This is a genomic window from Lysinibacillus xylanilyticus (assembly GCF_001183605.1).
Classification (GTDB): Bacteria; Bacillota; Bacilli; order Bacillales_A; family Planococcaceae; genus Lysinibacillus; species Lysinibacillus xylanilyticus.
Map to the genome: position 1 here is coordinate 105,943 of NZ_LFXJ01000011.1, position 23,421 is coordinate 129,363.

The following is a 23,421-nucleotide window of genomic DNA, read 5'->3' on the forward strand; positions in this document are numbered from 1 at the left end:
ATCCTTGAAGACGCTCGGGGAATCAGAAGAATTAATCAGCCCGGAGACTTTTTTAGAGAAAATAAAAAGAGCGGGGCTCATCTCCCGCTCATAAAACAAAAAACGCCCAGCAAATCCGTGCTGTTATGGCGTCTTTTGCGTGACAAGGATGTTCCATCCAAGTCACATAGGTTTGGCACCTAGAATGATATTATACAGACAAGCAAACAAAAAATCAAATAATATTTGCGAGGTAATATTTGGACTTTTAATTTCCTGGCAACTAGTTAAGTTTTTTAAACTGCGGTATAATGGCACCAAAATTGCAAAGGACGTCTCAAATATTAGGAGACGTCCTTTTTCATCACTATTTATTCTTCAACACAAGCTTCGCCACGCACTCCACCTGAGCTGTTTGTGCAAACATATCCACCGGCTGAATATATTCAACATCATAAAACTTCGTTAATTCGTTTAAATCCTTCGCCAAAGTTGATGGATTACACGATGTATAGACAAAGCGCTTCGGTTTTAGCTTCAATACAGTGCGAATGAATTCTGGTGCTAGACCTGTGCGTGGTGGATCAACTGTAATAACATCTGGTGTAAATCCTTCCTTGCGCCATTTTGCTAGGACACTTTCTGCTGTGCCGACCGCATATTTTGTATGCTTAAAGCCATGGTTTCGGGCGTTTTTACGAGCATCCTGAATGCTTTCTGGAATAACATCCATTCCGCGAACTTCTTTTGCTTTGTCAGCTAGCCATAAACCGATTGTCCCAACACCGCAGTAAGCGTCAACAACTGTTTCTTTGCCTGTTAATGCTGCTGCTTTTTTGATTTCATCGTAGAGATGAACGGTTTGTGTTGGATTCAGTTGGAAAAAGGCACGAGCAGATAAATCAAAGGCTAATTCACCAAGCTCCTCATGAATCGTTTCCTTACCATCGAGGACAATCGTTTCATCACCAAAGATTAACGATGTTTTCTCACGGTTAATATTTTGGGCAATCGATACGATACTTGGGTCGATTTTTTTGATACGTGCAATGAGCTCAGCTAGATGTGGAATTTCTTTACGTGTTGTTACGAGCACGACTTGCGTTTCACCAGTACGAATTCCTGTACGTACAACAATCGTACGCAATAATCCATCAAGCGTACGACCATCGTAAATAGTAATATTCAGTTTTTGCAAAATTTTACGTGTTGCCACTGTAATTTTTGATGTAATCGGATGTTGAACAAGGCAGTCATTGATGTTCAGTAACTTGTTGCTACCTTCTGCAAATAGTCCTGCATAGACACGCTTGCCTTCTTTACGTACTTGATATTGACTTTTGTTACGATAATTCCATGGATTATCCATCCCTAGAGTTTTGCGAACTTCAACTGTATTAGTTAAAGGCTTAGCATAACGTTCTAATGCCTGAATTACGATATCGCGCTTTTCGATTAGCTGCTTTTCATATGTCATATGTTGAAGCTGACAGCCGCCACATTCATTGTAAACTGGGCAGGGTGCTTCCTGACGATGTTTTGAAGCTTTGCGAATAGCTAATATTTCTGCTTCGGCAAAGTTTCGCTGTGTTTTAGTCACTTGTGCTGTAATTTCTTCACCAGGAATAGCGCCCTTTACGAATACAACATTACGCTTATAAAAGCCTACTCCTTCACCGTTAATACCAAGTCTTTTTATTATTAGAGGAAATTTTTGTCCTACTTCCATTGTTGTTTGCTGCGTCAAGCGTTCCACGTCCCTGTTCTTTTAATATCATCTCCCCATTATAACTAAGGAGTAGACGATTGCAAAGCGAGAGGGAAATCTTCATATTCTAAAACTAAATCGTCAAGGGATAAAAATGTATAGCCTTGTTTTTTCGCTTCAGCAATAAACCTTGGAAGAGCTTCTGCATTATCTTGTGCAACTGTATGCATTAAAATAACAGCACCAGGGTGAAGCTGTTCCATTAAAGCATTATAGGCATAATCTGCACCACGACGTACATCCCTTTCCCAATCCTTAAAGGCAACGGACCAAAAAATATGACGATAGCCTGCAGCATTTCCTACCTCTAATAATTTCGCATTAAATGTACCTTCAGGTGGACGAGCATATGTTGTACGTTCAATACCTGTCAATTCACGCAGTTTATCGTCAAGTTTTTTCCATTCTGTACGTATACCATCGGGTGTTAGTCTCGCCATATTAGGGTGCCCGTATGAATGATTGCCAATTATATGTCCATCTTTAACCATACGTTTTACTAAATCAGGGGCACTTTCTACATAATGACCAGTTAAAAAGAAGGTAGCTGGTGCATTTTCCTTCTTCAAAGTATCCAAAATACTTTCTGTAAACCCATTTTCATATCCGTTATCAAAGGTTAAATAAGCAACTTTTTTATCTGGCTTGCCTTTATAAATTGCACCATATTTCTCAATTACTTGATCAAGCTGTGCCCCAGCCTCCGCTTGTTCACCATTTTTCGCTCGTTTAAGGCCCCAGTTGTATTCTTCAGAGCCAGAAGCCGAATATGGATTAAAGCTAATCGCCGCGGCAATAATAAAAGTAGCAATGACCGCTCCTACTATATGCTGTTTCCACATAAAAACGCATCCTTTCTTTTTCATTAGAATGCGTATTTTTTAAAAAATTATCCTATTCGATATCAATTATGCCTCGGCATAATTGCATCCGGGATCAGCTTTGTGCTTGTTGCTGAAAGAAGTTAAACCAATAAATTTTGAAGTGTTTCTTTTAAATGAGGGAATTTAAATGTAAAATGATGTTTTTCTAAAACAGTAGGTAGTACATGCTGACCTTCTAATACAAGCATGCTTTGTTCACCTAGCGCTAAACGCATTACAAAGCTTGGTACAGGCATCCAGTGACGTCTTTCCATTATATTTGCAATTGTTTTTCCGAAATTCTTCATACGTGTCGCGTTAGGAGCAGTGACATTAAAAGGGCCTTTCATATCATCGTTCGTCATTGCGAAATATATAGCTCTAGCAACGTCCTCTATATGGACCCATGAAAGCCATTGTTCACCTGAACCTATTGTGCCCCCAATATGCAATTTATATGGTAGTAACATGGAGGGAAGAGCTCCATTTTCACGGCCTAAAATAACACCAAAACGAGCAAGAGCAACTCGAACCCCTAATTTTTCAGCACGTACTGCATGGCGTTCCCAATCATAAACTGTCGAACCTAAAAAATCAGTTGCATAGTCTGTGGAACTTTCGGTATAGATAGACGATGTAGAAGTAGGATAAACCCCCACTGCACTCGCATTGACAAGCACTTTTGGCTTCGAGCTAAGGTGCTCCATAATACGTACTATCTCAAGTGTTGCATCCATGCGACTTGTATAAATGGCTTTCTTCTGTTTTTTCGTCCAACGTCCATTATTTAAAGAAATTCCTGCTAAATTAACAATTGCATCGACTTCATTTAACAACTGTTCAGGTCTTGCTCCTTGCTGAAGCCATTGTACATATTGAATATCATTTTCTCGTCTTGTTTTGTTCCGTGTTAAAATGATGATTTCATGTCCCTTATCTTGCAAAAGCTTTGTTAGAGCTTTCCCAACAAAACCAGTACCACCTGCAATAACGATTTTCATAAGAGTCCCTCCTTTTTAAAACGATTCTATATGAGCAAGTTTATCACCTAATCATTTACAAATGTTAGTTTCCGGAAAGTAATACCCGCGTACATGAAATGTCTATGGGAAAAAGCAATACCGCGAAAAATGTTATAATGGTAAATAGTGAGGTGTTACTAATGCGTATTATTACGAAAATTGCACGTCAAAAAAACAATCCAGAACGTTATAATATATATTTGAACGAAGAATACGCTTTTCCTGTAGATGAAGCAATTCTCATTCAATTTGGTTTAACGAAGGGAAAAGTGCTTGAGGAATTTGATATTCAGGAAATTGCCTACGAGGATGAGATTCGAAAAGCTTTTAATAAAGGGTTGAATTTCTTATCTTATCAAATGCGTAGTGAGCATGAAGTAAAGAAAAAGCTTCTCACGTTAGAATTTGGCGAAGCGGTTATTTTAGAGGCTATACAAAAGCTTAAATCATATGGTTTTTTAAATGATGAAACTTATTCCAAGGCATTACTTGATACGAAAAAAGCTACGATGAAAAAGGGACCCAAGGCAATTAGACAAGACCTTATGAAAAAAGGAATTGATAAAAGCTTACAGGATGAGGTACTTGCTACTTATAGTCATGCTGAACAGGTGAAGCTTGCAACACAATTGGCTGAGAAGGTCATTCGATCGGAAAAAAAGAAGACACCAACACAAATAAAAGCTAAAATTCAAGATTTTTTAATGCGAAAAGGTTATTCTTTTAATGTTGTAGATGATGTGCTAAGTCAAATAGAAATTGAGCAAGATGAAGATGAATGGCAACAGCTACTCGATGTACAAGGCGAAAAAGTTTGGAAAAAGTATTCATCGAAGTATACTGGTTATGAATTGAAAATGAAAATAAAGCAGGCGCTCTATCAAAAGGGGTTTCCTATAGAGGTTATAGATCGTTTTATAGAAGAGAAGGAGAATGAGGAATGAACGAAAAAAATTATGCTGCAATGTCAGAGCACGAATTACGTGAGGAAATAGCCATGATAAAGGAAAAAGCACGTAAGGCAGAGCAACTAGGAATTATCAATGAATTCGCAGTATACGAGCGTAAGGCTTTAATGGCGGCTGCTTATTTAGTGGATTTGGATACAATAGTTCCTGGAGAAATGTATCGTATTGACGGCTCTGAAAATGAATTTTTCCAAGTGGATTATTTAAAAGGACGCTTTGCGTGGGGACATCGCTTAGGGGGCGAAAAATACCAAGAGGCTTTACCGGTTTCAATGCTATCTCCTGTAAAGGTGGGCAAATAAATGGATGAAAAAATTGAGAAACTAACTGCTGAGTTACTTGCAAAAAATCCGCAAATGTCAGTAGGGCGTGCACGAGTATGGATTGAGCTTTTATGGAGTGATTTTGAATCAACTTCTGCAAAAGCTGGCTACAACTATCGTGGTGCTGATTACACTGAGAATTTAGTGCGTCAATTAATTACCAGCTATGGTGATAAGCTGCATGCTTTTGCAGGACGTAATCCCAAATACGCACATTTACTTGATGCTAGTGATGATATGATACAATAACAAAACCCTGACCAATGTTTGGTCAGGGTTTGCTGATGTTTAATTACTTGCGCCAATCTGTAATTTTTTTTGAAGTTTATCTTCTGTAAAAATCCACCCTGTGTATGAAGTGACAATCTCGTTGTCATCGTCTAAATGAGCAACAGCAACGAAAGGATAGCGATTATCACTACGGTAACGCAGATCGATTAATCTTACTTCTGTTAAGCCATTTTCGAGATCTGAAATTTCCCAACGATACAATGGTGAGAATGACACGAATGCAGCGAGATTGCGATCTTTCAATGCTATTTCAATAAGAGGCGTTTTCGGTAAAGGTTTTATTTCGAATTTGTCATAAATATTAACAGTTCGCCCGTAAGCACGGCCAACGTAATAATGCGTTTTGGATTTAGCCGCAATTCGCCAGTGGAAGAATCGCATTGTAGGGGCTACAATAACATACTCTTCATCTTGGATGGTATTATGCACAGCGTTCTTCACAGCCTTTTGGACTGCAAATCGTAAAATGTAGTAGACGATAATAATGAGATACATGATACTAAATGTCCAAACTGGATTTGCACCAAATACCCAAAGTAAAATGCCAAGGCAATGTAATGTAAAGATAATAGGATCAAATGTATTAATGACACCAAGTGCAACCCATCTTCTAGAGAACGGTCGAAGTGCTTGTGTACCATAAGCGTTGAAAATATCAACAAAGACATGAAGTGCTACAGCTAAAAATGTCCAAAGCCATAAATGAAACACATTTGCGTCTTGAATAATAAATGCTAAAACCGCTGTAATTAAGATGGGCCAAATAGCTACTGCTGGTAGTGAATGTGTAATTCCGCGATGATGTCGAATATAAATGGCATTGTTGCGCAGTTTTAAAACTGTATCGACATCAGGAGCCTGTGAGCCAATAATCGTACCTGCCATTACTGCGGTAAAGGTCATTGAATGATCTGCTACAACGGGGTCGGCTAATGCAAGACCACCGAGGGCTATACCCATAACGAAATGTGTGCCTGAATCCAAAAATATCCACTCCTTGTATGCAACGAAATAGAGTACAATTTGCATACATGTATATTTCAATAATCCGTAATACTTGATATTTACTTATTTAAGACGTCGTGCTAAATTTTGAAGCTAGAAAATTTATGGCGTTTTTTGTCGTTTCTGACAGATAATCTTTTCTTAATTGTATACTCTTTTTACCATAAATAAAATTGTAAAGGCGCTGGAGGTCACTGTGAATTATCCATATGTAACAGAATTTCGACAATCTTTAGTCGAATGGTTTAATGTTGAGAAGCGTGATTTACCTTGGAGGCATACTACGGACCCTTATAAAATCTGGGTATCGGAAGTGATGCTACAGCAAACACGTGTCGACACAGTTATTCCTTATTACAATCGTTTTATAGAAAGTTTTCCAACATTAGAATTACTCGCGGAAGCTCCACAAGAATACTTATTGAAGCATTGGGAAGGCCTAGGCTATTATTCCCGTGCACGTAATTTACAAGCGGGTGTTCGTGAAGTATTAGAAAACTACGGTGGTGTAGTACCTGATAATCGCCATGAGATTTCAAAATTGAAAGGCGTTGGCCCATATACCGCTGGAGCTATTTTAAGTATTGCCTATAATAAGCCAGAACATGCGGTTGATGGTAATGTTATGCGCGTTTTAAGTCGTGTACTTAATATCCATGAAGATATAGCAGTTCCAAAGACTAAAAAGATTTTTGAAGCGGCTGTTGAAGAATTGATAGATTCAGAAAATACATCGTCCTTCAATCAAGGTTTAATGGAGCTTGGTGCACTTATTTGTACGCCAACTTCACCAAAGTGCTTATTGTGTCCAGTTCGCGAATACTGTACCGCTTTTAATGAAGGTGAGCCTGAAAAATTACCTATCAAATCAAAAAAAGTAAAGATGAAGCATATCTCATACGATGTGCTTGTATGTCAAGATGACAAAGGTCGAATTTTATTGGAGCAGCGATCAGCAGAGGGTCTACTTGCTAATCTATGGCAGTTTCCAATGCTTGAACACGACAAAGATTCAATAGATACTTTTATTAATGAGTACGCTATGAATGTTCAACCGAAACAGGAATTGTTAACGTTTAAACATGTTTTTTCACATTTAACATGGCATATAAATAGCTATTTTATGAAATGTAATTCAGCAGTAAAGGGCGAATGGCTGACTCACGAGCAAATAGAATTATTACCAATGTCCGTTCCAATGCTGAAAATATGGCAAGAAATTAAAGATTAATCAAGAAAATAATATTTATAAAAATTTATGAGCATAAAACCATTCACCTCGGTACACAATAATGAGCGTGGAGGTGAATGAATAATGAAAAAGCAAAACAACCAAAATTTACAACCGAATAAAAACATGCAACGTCAAAGTCAAGAATTTGGTTATGAAACAGACGTTAATGAAGTGCAAAAGCAAAATGCTAAAGCAGAGCAAAATAAAGCTCAAGCTTCAGGTAACTTCAATAAAACTAACCAAGATCTTGGTGAATAACACTTTGTAATTGCATAATTGCATTTACCTCTTAAGGAGCTGTCTAAAATCGAAAAGATTAAAAAAGGCAGCTCCTTTTGAATTTTATATAGCAAGATGAGAAAGCTGCTCGGGTAGGCAAGAGAACCGAATCGGGTAGCCGAGGAAATTGATTAGGTAAGACAGAGAACTAATCGGATGCGAAGAAGAACGGCTCAGATTCAGAATAAACAAGCAAAAAAATTTCAATTGGATTGTTGTTATGATAAAATCCGCTTCAAATTAACGAAATTTTGTACAAATTTAAAAGAGCGCAGTGAAATTTGTGGTTTTCTAACTACACCTTTCGCGTACACATTGCTATAATATACTAGAGACTGCTAGATTTAGGTAGCATAGACGAAAAGGTGGGCTTCAAAGATGGCAATACCGGTAGAAGGAGAAACGATACAAATACATAGTTATAAGCACAATGGCCGTATCCACCGTGTTTGGCAAGAAACAACGGTTTTAAAAGGAACGAAAAATATCGTTATCGGTGCGAATGAACGGACACTTGTGACAGAATCCGATGGTCGTACGTGGCTAACGAGAGAGCCTTCTATTTGTTATTTCCATGCGGAGCACTGGTTTAACATCATTTGCATGCTACGTGAGGACGGTGTGTATTATTATTGTAATCTAAGCTCACCATTTGTTTTCGATAATAATGCCATTAAATATATTGACTATGATTTAGACATTAAAGTTTTCCCTGATATGTCTTATTCTCTCTTAGATGAGGATGAATATGAGCTACATAGTAAGGAAATGTCTTATCCAGATGTCATAGATAAAATTTTAAAGCGCAATGTCGATAAATTAATTAGCTGGATTCAACAAAAAAGAGGACCCTTTGCACCTGATTTCATCGATGCCTGGACAAGTCGTTATAAGTTTCAGCTCGATATGCAAGCAGATGATTGTTAGTTACACCTATTAGTTTTACTAATGGGTGTTTTTTTATGTTTTGAACAATCGGATTGTAAAATAGTTAGTGATAAAGCTAAATTAACTGTACTTAAAACAAAATATTGCTATAATACGTTTGGGCATTCAATTTGTGGATGTCTGTTTCTTTTTATGTATTACATAAGAGCGAGTCTTTTAAAATAAGGATGTGATAATAAATTGGGTAGTATAAAGCGTTATATGAGATTTGTAAAACCATATACATGGGAAATTATTTTAACGATTGTAATTGGTATAGTGAAATTTGCGATTCCGTTATTTATCCCATTACTCATAAAAATTGTGTTAGATGATATTATCGCTGCGGATAATCTATCGGATGCAGAGAAGACAAAAGAACTGTTTTATTGGTTAGGTGGTACGATCATTGTATTCTTTATTATTCGACCACCGATTGAGTATTACCGTCAATATTTTGCTCAACATGTCAGTAACAAGGTGCTTTTCGATATTCGAAAACAAATATATGCACATTTACAGCGACTAAGTTTAAGGTACTATGCAAATACAAGAGCTGGCGAAGTTATTTCAAGAGTGATTAATGATGTGGAACAAACAAAAAACTTTATCATGACAGGCTTGATGAATGTTTGGCTTGACCTTGCGACAATTGTTATTGCTATCGGTATTATGCTTGCCATGGATGTTAAGCTTACGCTAGTAGCATTAGTTGCGTTCCCATTCTATGCTTTTAGTGTGAAGTACTTCTTTGGTAAACTTCGATCTTTAACACGTAAAAGGTCACAAGCGCTTGCGGGTGTGCAAAGTTATTTGCATGAACGTGTAGCTGGAATGAGCATTATTAAAAGCTTCACGCTAGAAAAGCACGAGCAAAAATTATTCGATGAAGCAAATGGTGAATTTTTAGAGAAAGCGTTGGATCATTCGAAATGGAATGCTAAATCCTTTGCAGTGGTGAATACAATTACGGATGTAGCACCTCTCTTAGTAATTGCTTATGCAGGTTATCAAGTTATTAATGGTTCTCTATCAGTTGGGACAATGGTGGCCTTTATTGCCTATATCGAACGACTTTATGGTCCACTTCGTCGTCTTGTAAGTTCATCAACGATGCTAACACAATCATTTGCATCAATGGATCGAATGTTTGAATTAATGGACGAACCTTATGAAATAAAAAACAAGGCTAATGCGGTAGAACTACCTCGAGTAAAGGGTGAAGTCCGCTTTAACAATGTGAACTTTCAATATGAAGAAGAAGGCTCACAAATTTTAAACAACATCAATTTCACGATTAACCCTGGAGAGACAGTTGCATTTGTAGGAATGAGTGGTGGAGGAAAATCAACCATCATTAGTTTAATTCCTCGCTTTTATGATACAACGAGTGGCGCAGTGACTATTGATGAATATGATGTACGTGACGTATCATTACTTTCTTTACGCTCCCAAATCGGAATAGTCTTACAGGACAATATTCTGTTCAGTGATTCGGTAAAAGAAAATATTTTAATGGGCAAGCCAGATGCTTCTGATGAAGAGGTTATTGCTGCGGCAAAAGCGGCAAATGCACATGATTTTATTATGAGCTTACCAAATGGCTATGACACAAAAGTCGGGGAGCGAGGTGTGAAGTTATCAGGTGGACAAAAGCAGCGAGTAGCAATTGCTCGTGTATTTTTAAAAAATCCTCCTATTTTAATACTGGATGAAGCGACCTCTGCTTTGGATTTAGAAAGTGAGGCACTTATTCAAGAATCATTGGATGTACTTGCACATGAACGTACAACCATTATAATTGCTCACAGACTTTCTACAATTACACATGCAGATAAAATTTTGGTTATTGATCATGGACAATTAATTGAAAGTGGTACGCACGAGCAATTAATGCAAAAAGAGGGGACTTACTTTAATTTATTCCAGGTGCAACATTTAGAATGATGCACCCTAAATAGAAAAAATCTGAATCACCATCATAGTGTGGGGTTGATTTCCGTTCCGACTGGGGCGTCGAGGAAATAAATAGCAAAGTGTCATGTCATCCTCATCTTTTGGTGATGAATAATCTATAAATAGCCTTCTATTTAACATAAATGGAAGGCTATTTTTTTGTCTTATTTATAAAATGTTATCGATTAATAAGACATTATTAATACGAAACTCGAACGATGTAGAAAATCTATGTAAATTGCAGAATAATTATGATTGAAAGAGCAATATTTTTTGGTTAGAATTATCTGAAAATAGGGAATAGAGTGATAGTGAATGTAATTAAGTAAAAATATGGGTTGGATGGGGCGATTGATCATGAGAAAAAAGCTGCTAGAAATAAAAGGTTTAAAGACAACCTTTTTTACAGATGATGGACAAATTCCTGCCGTAGATGATATCAATTTTTCTGTTCATGAGGGAGAAATATTAGGGATTGTAGGGGAATCGGGAAGTGGAAAAAGTGTTACATCACTGTCCATTATGGGATTAATACCGTCACCACCTGGGAAAATAACGGGTGGAGAAATACTATTAGATGGCAAAAACCTCGTAACATTATCTGATAAACAAATGCAGAAAATTCGTGGAAAAGATGTGGCGATGATTTTTCAGGAGCCTATGACATCCTTAAATCCTTTGTTTACAATTGGGGATCAGTTAAAAGAGGCAATTTTAATTCATAATCCAAAATGGTCGAAAAAAGAAGCCTATGCAAGGGCGATTGAAATTATGAAGCTAGTAGGTTTACCACGTACCGAGGAATTATTAAAAGATTATCCACATCATCTATCGGGGGGGATGCGACAACGGGTCATGATTGCGATGGCACTTGTCTGTGATCCGAAGGTATTGATTGCTGATGAGCCGACTACTGCGCTAGATGTTACGATTCAAGCTCAAATTTTGCAGCTTATGAAAGATTTAAATAAACGTTTAAATACAGCTGTTTTATTAATTACACATGATTTAGGCGTTGTTGCAGAAACATGCGAGCGAGTTATTGTAATGTATGCAGGTCAGATTGTGGAAGAGGCACCTATTCAGGAGATATTTGTTAATCCAAAGCACCCTTATACACAAGGGCTTATTAAATCTGTACCGGATATGCGTTATAAAAAGGACAATCTTTACTCTATACCAGGTAGTGTACCTAAGCCTGGAAGTATTCAGGAAGGCTGTCGTTTTGCAGCGCGTTGCGAATTTGCGATGGATCGCTGTGTACAAGAAACACCACCTTTATATGAAGCAGCAGAGCAACATAAATCGAGATGTTTTTTACTAGAGAAACAGGAGGTGGAGCAACATGTCGAAAGTGTTGTTGAAAGTTGATGGTTTAAAAAAATATTTCCCCATTCGGAAGGGTGTCTTAAATACACAGGTTGGAGACGTAAAGGCAGTGGATGATGTTTCCTTTGAAGTTTTTGAAGGAGAAACATTAGGTATTGTAGGTGAGTCCGGGTGTGGTAAATCAACGACTGGTCGACTTTTAATGCGATTGCTTGAGCCAACAGAGGGCGAGATTGAATTCGCAGGTAAAATAATTTCTGAATTATCAAATAATGAAATGCGCAAAGCCCGTAGAGATATTCAAATGATTTTCCAAGATCCTTATGCCTCTCTTAATCCTAGGCATAATATTGGAAAAATATTGGAGGAGCCTCTTATTGTTCATGGAATGGGCAACACAAAGGAACGGAAACAGAAGGTATTAGAGCTTCTCGAAATTGTTGGGTTAAATGAATATCATGTGAAACGGTATCCACATCAATTTAGTGGTGGTCAAAGACAGCGTATCGGCATTGCCCGTGCTCTAATGACGAATCCTCGTTTAATTATTGCGGATGAGCCTGTCTCTGCACTCGATGTGTCAATACAGGCGCAGGTATTAAATTTATTGCAAAACTTACAAAAGGACTTAAAGCTAACTTATATTTTTATTTCCCACGATTTAGGGGTTGTACGCCATATTAGTAATCGTGTAGGTGTAATGTATTTGGGAAAATTAGTGGAGTTGACAGCAAGCGAGGATTTATACGCTGAGCCACTTCACCCATATACGCAGGCACTGTTATCCTCTGTACCTGTTCCAGATCCTACATTTGAACGTGAACAGCTCATTATTTCTGGAGATATTCCAAGTGCTTCGAATCCGCCAAGCGGGTGTACTTTCCATACGAGATGTCCATTTAAAAAAGAAGAATGTTCTCAAGCTGTTCCGAAAATGCAAGAAGTGAAACCGGGTCATTATGTTGCTTGCCATCTTTACGATGCAATCCAACATTAAATGATATAAAAAAACTTAGGGGGAAATTTAATGAAGAAAAAGAAGCTTTGGACTTTGGGTGTAATGCTTATCCTTGTTCTCTCGACAATCTTAGCAGCTTGTGGCAGCTCAGATACTAAGGATACGGGTAGTAAAGATACTTCAAGTGGTGGCGATACAGCTAGCAGTGGCGAACCCAAAACATTAGTATATGGCCGTGGTGGTGATTCAGTAGCGCTAGACCCTGCAGTTGTAACTGATGGTGAATCATTCACGGTTACAGCAAATATATATGAAACACTGGTTAATTTCGGCGAGCGAGATGTAACAATTCAACCAGGTTTAGCGAAATCATGGGAGCCATCAGAAGATGGTTTAACATACACATTCCAGCTGCAAGAAGGTGTAAAGTTCCATGATGGCACTGATTTCAATGCAGAAGCTGTTGTTAAAAATTTTGAGCGTTGGAAAGCTGGAGCAGATAAACACCCTTATTACAGCTCCCAATTTGTAGTAGGTGGCAAGCAAGTGATTGAATCGATAACTGCTAAAGATGATTATACTGTTGTATTCAAGCTTAGCCAGCCACAGGCACCATTCCTGAAAAATTTAGCAATGTCTCCTTTTGCAATTGCTTCTCCAACAGCTTTTGAAGCAAATGAAGAAGGATTATCTACAAATCCAGTAGGTACGGGTCCATTCAAATTTGTAAGCTGGGTACGTAATGATGCAGTAACTATTGAGAAAAACCCAGATTACTATATTGATGGTTTACCGAAATTAGATAAAGTAATTTATAAATCAATTCCAGAAAACTCTACACGTTTAAATGCATTAACTACCGGTGAAGTTGATGTAGCGGATGGCTTAAGCCCATCTGATAAAGCATCAATTGAATCAAACTCAAAATTACAACTAATCGAGCGCCCATCTATGAATGTTGGTTATCTTGGATTAACAGTAACGCGTCCACCATTCGATAATGTAAAAGTTCGTCAAGCAGTAAATTATGCAATCGATAAACAAGCATTAGTAGATGCATTTTATGAAGGCTTAGCAGAGCCGGCGAAAAATCCTATGCCTCCAGTAATTTCAGGCTACAACGATGACGTTCAAGGCTATGAGTATGATCCAGAAAAAGCTAAAGCATTATTAGCTGAGGCTGGCTATGATGGTAAAAAAATTCAGCTGTGGGCTATGCCTGTACCACGTCCGTATATGCCAGATGGCAAAAAAATTGCGGAAGCGATCCAAAAGAATCTAGAGGATGTTGGAATCAAATCTGAAATTGTATCTTTTGAATGGGCTACGTATTTAGAAAAAGCGCAAAATGGTGAAGCAGATGCGTTCTTACTTGGTTGGACAGGCGATAACGGAGATGCGGATAACTTCCTTTATACTTTATTAGATGGGGATAATATTGGTTCCAACAACTATACATTCTATGACAATAAAGAATTACACAAACTTTTAGTGTCTGCGCAAACTGAAATTAATGAGGACAAGCGTAATGAACTTTACAAGCAAGCACAAGAGATTATCTCTAAAGATGCGCCGTGGGTTCCACTTGCTCACTCTACTCCGATTTTAGCTGCTAACACTAAAGTTATAAACTATATTGCACATCCGACAGGTTCTGACCGTTTAGATAATGTAGATATGCAGTAGTCGTAAAAGGGTTATCCTTACAAGTTTTAATTTAAGATGGGATTTTAAAGAATCTGCTTGCTTTCTGCGGGTAAGCCGTAGAAATCTAGCGGATTCTTTTCCAAGCTAAAGGTATTCTTTCTGTATGAAAGACGCTACGCTTTCGGTACAAAAGGAATTACTGAAAGAAGTTAAAACCGTTTGGTGAAAGCTGACCCTTTCTACAGTATGCGTTAAGACTTCAATGCTTTTCATGCAAAAGTATATTATGAAAATAACAGAGGGGTGAAGAAGATGCTTCACTATATGGGTAGGCGTTTGTTTCAATTAATCCCAGTTTTGCTTGGAATGACTTTTATCGTCTTCATGTTAATTCGTTCAATTCCTGGTAATCCAGCACAAGTAATTTTAGGACAGCAGGCAACGAAAGAAGCGGTTGAAGCGTTAAACGCAAGTTTAGGATTAAATAAGCCGTGGTATACACAATATTTTGGTTATTTAGGTGGCATTTTTCAGGGGGATTTAGGAGTATCATTGCGTACAAAATTACCTGTATCAGAGGAAATTTTTCCGTATTTAGCAGCAACAGCTGAGCTAGCACTATTTGCCATGATTATCGCTGTGATAATTGGAGTAAATGCAGGTATTATTTCTGCATGGTTTCAAAATTCTTGGTTCGACTATGTGGCAATGGTAGTTGCTTTAATTGGGGTGTCTGTACCAGTCTTCTGGCTCGGTTTAATGGAACAATGGGCTTTCAGTAATCAGCTCGGCTGGTTCCCGACATCTGGACGAGAAGATGTGCGAGATCCAATAACCGCCATTACTCATTTTTATTTACTAGATACGCTCATACAAGGCCGCTTTGATCAATTTTCGGAAGTATTTAAGCGATTAGTATTACCAGGCATGGCTCTCGCGACAATTCCGATGGCAATTATTGCAAGAATGACTAGGTCGTCTATGCTTGAAGTAATGCGCTCTGACTATGTACGCACCGCTAGAGCAAAGGGGCAAAAAATGTTTATTGTTGTTTATAAGCATGCATTGAAAAATGCAGTTATCCCGGTGTTAACAGTAATCGGTTTGCAAACAGGATTGCTGCTAGGTGGTGCCATTTTAACAGAGACAATTTTCAGCTGGCCAGGAATTGGTCGTTATATTTATGATGCCATTGGCTTCCGAGACTATCCTGTTATTCAATCAGGTATTTTAGTAATTGCATTTATTTTTATCATGATTAACTTAATTGTGGATTTACTGTATACGGTGATAGATCCACGGATTAAATACAAATAGAGGGGAGAAGCGATAATGACTGGAGCGATAAATATAAAAACAGAAGCAGCACCAGGTCGTGAACGAGCGGCAGGTCCTTGGAGAGAAGGCTGGCGTAGCTTTAAAAAGAGCAAAATCTCCCTAGTAGGTGCAGGCATTGTACTATTTTTTATTATACTTGCTATAGTTGGCCCGATGATTGCTCCTGAAGGAATTAATGAACAAAATCTTTCGCAGCGTTTATTAGCACCTTCAAGTGAGCATTGGTTTGGAACAGATGACTTTGGTCGGGATATTTTCTCTAGAGTTATACATGGAGCTAGTATTTCTTTGAAGGTAGGCATTTTTTCGGTTATTCTTTCTGTAATTGTAGGTAGTTTCTTGGGCATTATTGCGGGTTATTATGGAAGATGGGTTGATACGATAATCTCACGTATTTTCGATATTTTGTTAGCGTTCCCTAGTATTTTACTAGCTATTGCGGTAGTAGCAGTACTTGGGCCATCTTTACAAAATGCATTAATTGCTATAGCCATTATAAACGTGCCGAATTTCGGGCGCCTAATTCGTTCGAAAGTATTGAGTGTTAAGGAAGAGGAGTATATCGTAGCAGCAAAGGCGATCGGAATGCGTGATTCACGAATTTTGTTCTCGCATATTTTGCCAAACTCGATGACGCCAATCATCGTACAAGGAACGCTAGCGATAGCGACAGCGATAATTGAAGCGGCGGCATTAGGCTTCCTTGGATTAGGAGCTCAAGCACCAGCGCCAGAATGGGGTAAAATGCTAGCGGATTCCCGTATCTATTTATTAAAGGCGCCGTGGACGATGATTTTCCCAGGTTTAGCTATTATGTTAACGGTTCTCGGTTTTAATCTAATGGGGGACGGTCTACGTGATGCACTTGATCCGAAAATGAAAAGCTAATAAAAAAGAGCGAAGGGATGGATATAATGCCAACTCTTCGCTCTTTTGCTTAAATAAATTCTTCTTCAAATTCCACATTGATTTCATGGCCGTGATGAGTCTGATACGACACGATAAGCGTATCTAAATGCTCTAGGTTTTCCTCGTAATCTAAAATACGCGATAAAATATAAAGCAAGTGATAACTCGAGAATTCTGTATCGCCTTCATCATGCGCATAAGTTATTTGTTTTATAAATATTTCCATTAACTCGTTACGCTGAACATAATCAATATGTTTACTCCACTCTGAATGCTCGGGCTTTAATTTTCCCGTATATTTCAGTAGTAGCTGTTCGTGGTAGGTTAGCAAGAAATCAAGCCGCTCTTGAATCATTAAATGAAATTGCGTCGGTAGCTGCGCTAATTCATTTTCATGATTATGAAGACGATGAAGAAGCTCTAAACTTTTCTTTGACGTTGTGATCATTTGACGATAAACAACTAATTTACGTGCTTTTACAAACTTTTTATTTTTAAAGTAACTACGCTCTTCTTTATAAAAATCATACAGAGTATCAACTCGTTGCATACGAGACTTAAATTTGCTTAATGCTTCTTTTGTAGAAGTATGCTCAGATGCCTGACGAACAGCAAGTCGTGTCCATCGAATAATATCATCTTGTAAAAAGTAAATCTTACGGAAAAGCTTTACTTCATATTTTGGTGGTAGGAAGAACAGATTGACAACAAATGCTGCTAACACCCCAACTAATATGGTAACAAAGCGAATAAGACCAAATGTAAGGAAGTCATCTCCTTGAATCTCCATAATAGCTACAACTGTAACAAGTGCTAGAGACAATGACTTTTCAAGTTTAAATTTCAACATGATACCGATCGCAACAATGACTGCAATGCCAATTGCTACTACATGGTGACTAAAAAGTAAGCCAAAAATGACTGCGATGGTAGCTCCTATAATATTAGCTTGTACTTGCTCAACGATTGTTTGATAGGAGCGATAAATAGATGGCTGAATCGCAAAGATTGCTGCAATTCCTGCAAAAACAGGTGAAGGTAGCTCTAGCAGCTCAGCAATAAATAGTGCAAACACGATAGCGACACCAGTTTTAAATACACGGGCACCTAATTTCATAGAAAATGGATGTCCTTTCTGTCTAAAATTTTCACTTCTTTCAGTAGAAGTTTCCCACCTCAATAAGGTGAGATAAATGCAGTGTTAGTTACTTTTCAGCAGGCGTCCAAATACCCGCTCAAATAGAGGAACTCAGGCTGCACAATTGATGCTTCTCTACATTATAGAAGGAAGTGCTCATAAAATACATAGATTTGTATGTCATTTACAGAAAAAGACGACTCACAAGGGAGTCGTCTTTAAAATTTAATCGCAATCGTTAATCTTAGACACTGTTCTAAATTGCTCTTTTGCCTTCACATTTACAAATTACAATTGTGAAAATGCAGTATCTACCGCTTTGATTGTCTCAATAATATCTGCTTCTGTATGCTCTGTTGTTAAGAACCAAGCTTCATATTTTGATGGAGCTAAATTAATTCCTTGTGCAAGCATTAATTTAAAGAAACGACCAAAGATTTCACCGTCTGAGTTTTCAGCTTGCTCATAGTTTTCTACTTTCACATCTGTAAAGTAAATTGTAAGAGCACCTTTAAGACGATTAACAGTAATTGTTACATCATGTTTTTTGGCTGCAGCCAGGATACCTTCTTCTAAAATGGCTCCAAGACGATCCATTTCATCATAAATACCTGGAGTTTGTAATACTTCTAGGCAGGCAATACCCGCTTGCATGGATGCGGGGTTTCCTGCCATTGTGCCTGCTTGGTAGGCAGGTCCAAGTGGAGCAACTGTATCCATAATCTCTTTTCGTCCGCCGTATGCACCAATCGGTAAACCACCACCGATTACTTTACCAAGTGCAGTTAGGTCAGGTGTTAAGCCTAATAAGTTTTGAGCACTACCATAATGGAAGCGGAAAGCAGTAATAACTTCATCGTAAATAGTTAATGCACCTTTTTCTTTCGCTGTGGCATGAACTAATTCTAGGAAGCCAGGGTTGGGCTCTACAATACCGAAGTTCCCAACGATAGGCTCTATTAAAATAGCTGCGATTTGATCGCCCCATTTATCCATAGCTTCTGTAAATGCTTCTGGGTTGTTAAATGGTACAGTAATTACTTCCTCTGCTGTTGAAGTTGTAACACCTGCCGAATCTGGAGTGCCTAATGTTGCAGGACCAGAACCAGCAGCTACTAATACTAAGTCAAAGTGACCATGGTAACAACCAGCGAATTTCATAACTTTTGTACGGCCAGTATAAGCACGTGCAACACGAATTGTTGTCATTACAGCTTCTGTACCAGAGTTATTAAAGCGTACTTTATCCATAGATGGGATTGCTTCTTTTAACATTTTAGCAAAAGTAACCTCATATTCAGTTGGAGTCCCAAACAAAGTGCCGTTTTCAGCTGCGTTTGTAATAGCCTTTGCGATATGTGGATGACCATGACCAGTAACGATTGGACCGTAAGCTGCTAGATAGTCGATATAGCGGTTGCCATCAACATCCCAAAAATAAGCACCTTTCCCACGAGCCATTGCAACAGGTGAACCTCCGCCAACTGCTTTATAAGAACGAGAAGGGCTATTTACACCACCAACGATATGCTGTGTCGCTTCTGCGTGTACTGCTTCAGATTTTGTGTGATTCATATATATTGCCTCCTAAATCTTTATACTTCATCTATTGTAGACCTATCAGTGCAAGAAATCCAAAGAAAATAAGGGATATGATTTGTTTTACTATTTAGAGTAAAATAGAGCCTACAGAGGAGGAGATTGATATGGCTTTAATAGAAGGTAAAAAAGCACCTGATTTTTCCCTTATAAATGAAAAAGGAGAAACAGTTAAGTTAGCGGATTTCAAAGGACAAAATGTTATTTTATATTTTTATCCTAAAGATATGACACCAGGCTGTACGACGGAGGCTTGTGACTTCCGTGATAAGCACGAGGATTTTAGTAAATTAAATGCAGTTGTACTTGGCATTAGTCCTGACGATGCAAAAAAACATACCAAATTTATAGATAAGCATGGATTACCATTCTCGCTATTAGTGGATGAGGATCATGCCATAGCAGAAGCGTATGGCGTATGGGTGCTGAAGAAGATGTATGGACGTGAATTTATGGGGATAGAACGTTCGACGTTTTTAATTGATACAGAAGGAAACCTGATAAAGGCTTGGCGTAAAGTAAGAGTGAAAAATCATATTGAAGAAGTATATACATATTTAGCAGAATTGGAGGCTAAGTAATGAGAATTTATTTTACGTTTGAACCAAGACCGGATTTACGTGAGCCACTAGTAGCAGAATTTCCACAAGTTGATTTTATTTTTGAAAATGGCTTATCAAACGATGAGCTACAACAAGCGGATGTGCTTGTCACATATGGTGAAGATTTAAATGATGAAAATATACAGTATGCGACAAAGGTTAAATGGATTTTTGTAGCGTCAGCGGGAATCGAAAAAATGCCAGCACAAGCCATTTTTGAACGAGGGATATTAGTTTCGAATGTGCGTGGCATTCATAAAACGCCAATGGCAGAATCAATGCTTGCCCATATTTTAGCGATTAAGCGTGCACTGCCTTGGATGTATGAACAGCAGAAGAAAAATGAATGGTCTAAAAAAGCGAAACAAACCGAGTTGCGGGATAGTACAGCACTTATTTTAGGGCCAGGAGCTATTGGCTCAGAAGTAGGTCGCTTATTACAAGCTTTTGGTGTTGTGACAATTGGCTGCAACCGTTCAGGGAACGAAGCGGCATATATGAATGATATGGTGAGCTTTGATCAATTAATCGAAGCTTTACCTAAGGCTGATATTGTCATTTCTGTATTACCTAAAACAGAGGAGACGACACATTTACTAAGAGAAGACCATTTTAAAGCGATGAAAAATGATGCTATTTTCATGAATTTTGGTCGCGGAAACTTAGTAGAGGAAAACGTTTTGATACATGCCATTCAAGCAGATGAAATTGGTTATGCTGTTTTAGATGTATTTGAACAAGAGCCTTTAACTGAGAATCATCCTTTATGGACTTTACCGAATGTCATTGTGTCTCCTCATATTTCAAGTCACTCTTCTCGCTATGTTGAACGCAGCTTAGAAATCTTTAAGCCAAGTTTAGAGAAGTGGTTACGCGGTGAAACAGATTTAGAAAATATGATGGATTTATCAAGAGGCTATTGAAGAAGTGGTCCTAAAGCAATTATGCCTGGAGATGATTTTAGGCTAACATCCTATAAGAACCCCATTCCAATTTCCGTGACACCCACTGAAAGAGGTTAAACTGAAATGTGTATGAATGTTGACAGAAGTAAGAGTAATTCGATACACTAATTGTAACAATTATAAATTAATAATCTTTATGGAAGAGGTGCATGACGATGTCTGAAACGCATTTACAGGATGCACTTGACACGTTAAAAACAACTGGTGTACGTATTACTCCTCAGCGTCATGCTATTTTGGAATATTTAATTCAAACAATGGCACATCCAACTGCCGATGAAATTTATAAAGCACTTGAAGGGAAATTCCCAAATATGAGTGTAGCGACTGTCTATAATAACCTTCGCGTATTTCGTGAAGTTGGTCTAGTAAAAGAACTAACATTTGGTGATGCTTCAAGTCGTTTTGATTTCGTTACAAATGATCATTATCATATGATTTGTGAATGCTGTGGCAAAATAGTCGATTTCCATTATCCTGGTCTCGACGAAATTGAACATTTTGCATCACAAGTAACAGGCTTTGATGTGCATGCGCATCGTTTAGAAATTTACGGCACTTGTCCATCGTGTAAAGATGTATCTGCAAAAGTACAATGAAAAAATCCTAGCTCTTCTATAAGGGCTAGGATTTTTTTGTCTTATTATAAGATTGATCGAACTCTTTTCCTACTAGAGTTGGATCCAGTGTTAATGGTTCATTACAGTACATACACATATCTACACGACCTAATACTTTTGTGTACTTATGGCAATTAGGGCATTCCACTTGAACAGCTTTTGTTGAGAGCAGTCCAATCCATGCATATACGACTGTACTTCCAATAATACAAAGTACACCAAGGGTCATGAAAATTAATACTAGAATAGGATTGTTTTTAAAGAAGATTCCCCCATACATAACTACGAAGCCGATAAAAATAAGTGCTAATGCGAATGAACGGATTTTATTAATTTTACTTTTGTAAGGTTTCATTTATCATCTTGCCTCCCAATCTAAAATCTACTATAACATATAAGAACAAAGTATTTTAGCTTTGATAACGTGGAAAGAAGGAATACTTTTAGAGTATGTCGAATTTTTAACGAAATCAATTTCGCCTTGGCGTAATTGAGTCCGGTGAAAATCCGTGACATCCACTGAATGAAGTTAAAAGGTAACAAGCAAATAGAGGGGGACTGAACATGGAACAAGTTTTGCGTCCGATATACCAGGAACGTGCAAGTCAGTCAAATACATTAGGCGTTATTTTAGTGGAAAAACGTGAGGAAAAAAGTAATGTTACAGATACATTTGATACAGTCTTACTTATTATTGTAAAGGAAGCAGATAAGCCAGTCTTTTCGAAGCATTACTTATATGAAGGGAATAAAGTAGCTTTACATACTGTTACTGAGAAAATAATACGAAAATGGTTACTCATTGGCTCAAATAAAAAAGTGGTCGATTGGATTTTCTTTGGTAGAGTATTATTTGATCGTAATGAATTTCTTCATAAATTAAAAATTGAGTTACAGGAGTTTCCGTTTAGTGGTCGTAAAATTAAAACAGGTATTCAATTTTCAAAGTTAATTCGACGTTACTTAGAAGGGAAAGAATACTTTGATAAGGGGAGTTATCTCGATGCTTATAATCATGTAGTGGATTCATTACATCATTTGGGTCGGTTATCCATCATTGATAGTGGACTTTACCCTGAAGTAACTGTGTGGGCACAGGTAAAAAAAATAGAACCAGCGATTTATAAATTATACGAGGAGCTCGTTACAAGTAATGAACCGATAGAAAAACGGTTAGAGCTATTGTTTTTAGCTAGCGAGTTTTTAATACATTCACGTACACGGGATGGCGCTCAACATATTTTAGAAGTAATGCAAACAAAAGAGACTTGGACAATTCAGGAATTGCACGATCATAATGAGCTCATGAACTACTCGGTAGATTTAGAAGTGTTTGTAGAATATTTAGTGGACAAAGGCTATATTCAAATTGAACCTATCGTTGCGAAGAGTGAAATGATATTCCACCGTCATTATAAGGTAAATAAAGAAGCTCTAGAAATGGAGCAAGAACTGTAGTATGCTAGATATCGAGGTATGAAAAATACCTCGATATTTTTTTATAAAAAGTTGTTGACTTTTTATTTGTTGATATTGTATTATATTAATTGTCGCTAAGACATAACAAAAACTCAACGAACGAAAAAAACTTTCAAAAAAAGTTGTTGACATGAATTGAGTTAAATGTTAATATGAAGAAGTTGCTGAAAAACAACGACATCAACATGAACCTTGAAAACTGAACAAGCAAAACGTAATCAA

General features: G+C 37.7%; 23 protein-coding genes. 16 read left to right on the forward strand and 7 right to left on the reverse strand.

Annotated elements, in window-relative coordinates; all coding sequences use genetic code 11:
- Positions 1 to 346: 346 nt before the first annotated feature.
- The 3 genes from rlmD to ACZ11_RS22770 all read right to left on the reverse strand — a co-directional run bounded on the left by rlmD (position 347) and on the right by ACZ11_RS22770 (position 3,611).
- The gene (gene rlmD, locus ACZ11_RS22760) at positions 347 to 1,726 is read right to left on the reverse strand and encodes a 23S rRNA (uracil(1939)-C(5))-methyltransferase RlmD (protein WP_049668875.1); all 1,380 of its coding nucleotides are present in this window, start codon (positions 1,724 to 1,726) and stop codon (positions 347 to 349) included.
- Between the two features lie 44 nt (positions 1,727 to 1,770).
- Positions 1,771 to 2,589, reverse strand: coding sequence for a delta-lactam-biosynthetic de-N-acetylase (locus ACZ11_RS22765; protein ID WP_049668851.1), 819 nt, complete (start codon positions 2,587 to 2,589; stop codon positions 1,771 to 1,773).
- Between the two features lie 122 nt (positions 2,590 to 2,711).
- On the reverse strand, positions 2,712 to 3,611 hold the full coding sequence (locus ACZ11_RS22770) for a TIGR01777 family oxidoreductase (protein WP_049668852.1): 900 nt from the start codon (positions 3,609 to 3,611) through the stop codon (positions 2,712 to 2,714).
- 161 nt (positions 3,612 to 3,772) lie between these two features.
- On the opposite strand from ACZ11_RS22770, the gene recX reads away from it, so the two are divergent.
- From recX to ACZ11_RS22785, 3 genes are read left to right on the forward strand one after another with little or no spacing between them, the layout of a single operon-like run.
- Positions 3,773 to 4,576, forward strand: a complete 804-nt coding sequence (gene recX, locus ACZ11_RS22775; protein ID WP_049668853.1) for a recombination regulator RecX — start codon at positions 3,773 to 3,775, stop codon at positions 4,574 to 4,576.
- Positions 4,573 to 4,902: a YfhH family protein gene (locus tag ACZ11_RS22780; protein WP_049668854.1), complete on the forward strand. Its 330-nt coding sequence runs from the start codon at positions 4,573 to 4,575 to the stop codon at positions 4,900 to 4,902. The genes recX and ACZ11_RS22780 overlap by 4 nt, the downstream gene beginning before the upstream one ends.
- Positions 4,903 to 5,172 carry a YfhJ family protein gene (locus tag ACZ11_RS22785; protein ID WP_049668855.1) on the forward strand — a complete coding sequence of 90 codons (270 nt, stop codon included), beginning with the start codon at positions 4,903 to 4,905 and terminating at the stop codon, positions 5,170 to 5,172. It abuts the gene before it with no gap.
- Between the two features lie 39 nt (positions 5,173 to 5,211).
- Here ACZ11_RS22785 and ACZ11_RS22790 read toward each other — a convergent pair whose 3' ends face one another.
- Positions 5,212 to 6,198 carry a metal-dependent hydrolase gene (locus ACZ11_RS22790; protein ID WP_049668856.1) on the reverse strand — a complete coding sequence of 329 codons (987 nt, stop codon included), beginning with the start codon at positions 6,196 to 6,198 and terminating at the stop codon, positions 5,212 to 5,214.
- A gap of 217 nt (positions 6,199 to 6,415) precedes the next feature.
- Here ACZ11_RS22790 and mutY point away from each other — a divergent pair, with 217 nt between their 5' ends.
- From mutY to nikC, 9 genes are all read left to right on the forward strand, one after another.
- Entirely contained in the window at positions 6,416 to 7,450 is a 1,035-nt protein-coding gene (mutY, locus tag ACZ11_RS22795) for an A/G-specific adenine glycosylase (RefSeq protein ID WP_049668857.1), read from the forward strand.
- 84 nt (positions 7,451 to 7,534) lie between these two features.
- Complete coding sequence (locus tag ACZ11_RS25395) at positions 7,535 to 7,711, forward strand: gamma-type small acid-soluble spore protein (RefSeq protein ID WP_082172870.1); 177 nt, start codon at positions 7,535 to 7,537, stop codon at positions 7,709 to 7,711.
- A gap of 399 nt (positions 7,712 to 8,110) precedes the next feature.
- On the forward strand, positions 8,111 to 8,659 hold the full coding sequence (gene ntdP / locus ACZ11_RS22800) for a nucleoside tri-diphosphate phosphatase (RefSeq protein ID WP_049668858.1): 549 nt from the start codon (positions 8,111 to 8,113) through the stop codon (positions 8,657 to 8,659).
- A gap of 201 nt (positions 8,660 to 8,860) precedes the next feature.
- Positions 8,861 to 10,606, forward strand: a complete 1,746-nt coding sequence (locus ACZ11_RS22805) for an ABC transporter ATP-binding protein (RefSeq protein WP_049668859.1) — start codon at positions 8,861 to 8,863, stop codon at positions 10,604 to 10,606.
- 366 nt (positions 10,607 to 10,972) lie between these two features.
- A complete protein-coding gene (locus ACZ11_RS22810; RefSeq protein WP_082172871.1) occupies positions 10,973 to 11,986 on the forward strand; it encodes an ABC transporter ATP-binding protein in 1,014 nt (337 codons plus the stop codon).
- The gene (locus ACZ11_RS22815; RefSeq protein ID WP_049668860.1) at positions 11,961 to 12,941 is read left to right on the forward strand and encodes an ABC transporter ATP-binding protein; all 981 of its coding nucleotides are present in this window, start codon (positions 11,961 to 11,963) and stop codon (positions 12,939 to 12,941) included. Before ACZ11_RS22810 ends, ACZ11_RS22815 begins: the two co-directional genes overlap by 26 nt.
- A gap of 30 nt (positions 12,942 to 12,971) precedes the next feature.
- Positions 12,972 to 14,588: an ABC transporter substrate-binding protein gene (locus tag ACZ11_RS22820; protein ID WP_049668861.1), complete on the forward strand. Its 1,617-nt coding sequence runs from the start codon at positions 12,972 to 12,974 to the stop codon at positions 14,586 to 14,588.
- A gap of 273 nt (positions 14,589 to 14,861) precedes the next feature.
- Positions 14,862 to 15,866 (forward strand): ABC transporter permease, encoded by a 1,005-nt coding sequence (locus ACZ11_RS22825; RefSeq protein ID WP_049668862.1) that lies wholly within the window; start codon positions 14,862 to 14,864, stop codon positions 15,864 to 15,866.
- A 15-nt stretch (positions 15,867 to 15,881) separates the two neighbouring features.
- A complete protein-coding gene (gene nikC, locus ACZ11_RS22830; RefSeq protein ID WP_049668863.1) occupies positions 15,882 to 16,775 on the forward strand; it encodes a nickel transporter permease in 894 nt (297 codons plus the stop codon).
- A gap of 49 nt (positions 16,776 to 16,824) precedes the next feature.
- On the opposite strand, the gene ACZ11_RS22835 is transcribed toward nikC, so the two are convergent.
- Together ACZ11_RS22835 and ACZ11_RS22840 are read right to left on the reverse strand one after the other, a co-directional pair.
- On the reverse strand, positions 16,825 to 17,913 hold the full coding sequence (locus ACZ11_RS22835; RefSeq protein WP_049668864.1) for an FUSC family protein: 1,089 nt from the start codon (positions 17,911 to 17,913) through the stop codon (positions 16,825 to 16,827).
- Positions 17,914 to 18,222: 309 nt separating this feature from the next.
- Positions 18,223 to 19,509, reverse strand: coding sequence for a glutamate-1-semialdehyde 2,1-aminomutase (locus tag ACZ11_RS22840; RefSeq protein WP_049668865.1), 1,287 nt, complete (start codon positions 19,507 to 19,509; stop codon positions 18,223 to 18,225).
- Between the two features lie 131 nt (positions 19,510 to 19,640).
- On the opposite strand from ACZ11_RS22840, the gene bcp reads away from it, so the two are divergent.
- The 3 genes from bcp (at position 19,641) to perR (ending at position 21,699) form a co-directional block, all read left to right on the forward strand.
- Positions 19,641 to 20,114 (forward strand): thioredoxin-dependent thiol peroxidase, encoded by a 474-nt coding sequence (bcp, locus tag ACZ11_RS22845; RefSeq protein WP_049668866.1) that lies wholly within the window; start codon positions 19,641 to 19,643, stop codon positions 20,112 to 20,114.
- Entirely contained in the window at positions 20,114 to 21,058 is a 945-nt protein-coding gene (locus ACZ11_RS22850; protein ID WP_049668867.1) for a D-2-hydroxyacid dehydrogenase, read from the forward strand. Before bcp ends, ACZ11_RS22850 begins: the two co-directional genes overlap by 1 nt.
- A 197-nt stretch (positions 21,059 to 21,255) precedes the next feature.
- Positions 21,256 to 21,699: a peroxide-responsive transcriptional repressor PerR gene (perR, locus tag ACZ11_RS22855; RefSeq protein WP_049668868.1), complete on the forward strand. Its 444-nt coding sequence runs from the start codon at positions 21,256 to 21,258 to the stop codon at positions 21,697 to 21,699.
- A gap of 25 nt (positions 21,700 to 21,724) precedes the next feature.
- On the opposite strand, the gene ACZ11_RS22860 is transcribed toward perR, so the two are convergent.
- Positions 21,725 to 22,075, reverse strand: a complete 351-nt coding sequence (locus ACZ11_RS22860; RefSeq protein ID WP_049668869.1) for a YgzB family protein — start codon at positions 22,073 to 22,075, stop codon at positions 21,725 to 21,727.
- Between the two features lie 209 nt (positions 22,076 to 22,284).
- Here ACZ11_RS22860 and ACZ11_RS22865 point away from each other — a divergent pair, with 209 nt between their 5' ends.
- Positions 22,285 to 23,178, forward strand: coding sequence for a nucleotidyltransferase-like protein (locus ACZ11_RS22865; RefSeq protein WP_049668870.1), 894 nt, complete (start codon positions 22,285 to 22,287; stop codon positions 23,176 to 23,178).
- The last annotated feature ends 243 nt before the right edge of the window (positions 23,179 to 23,421 follow it).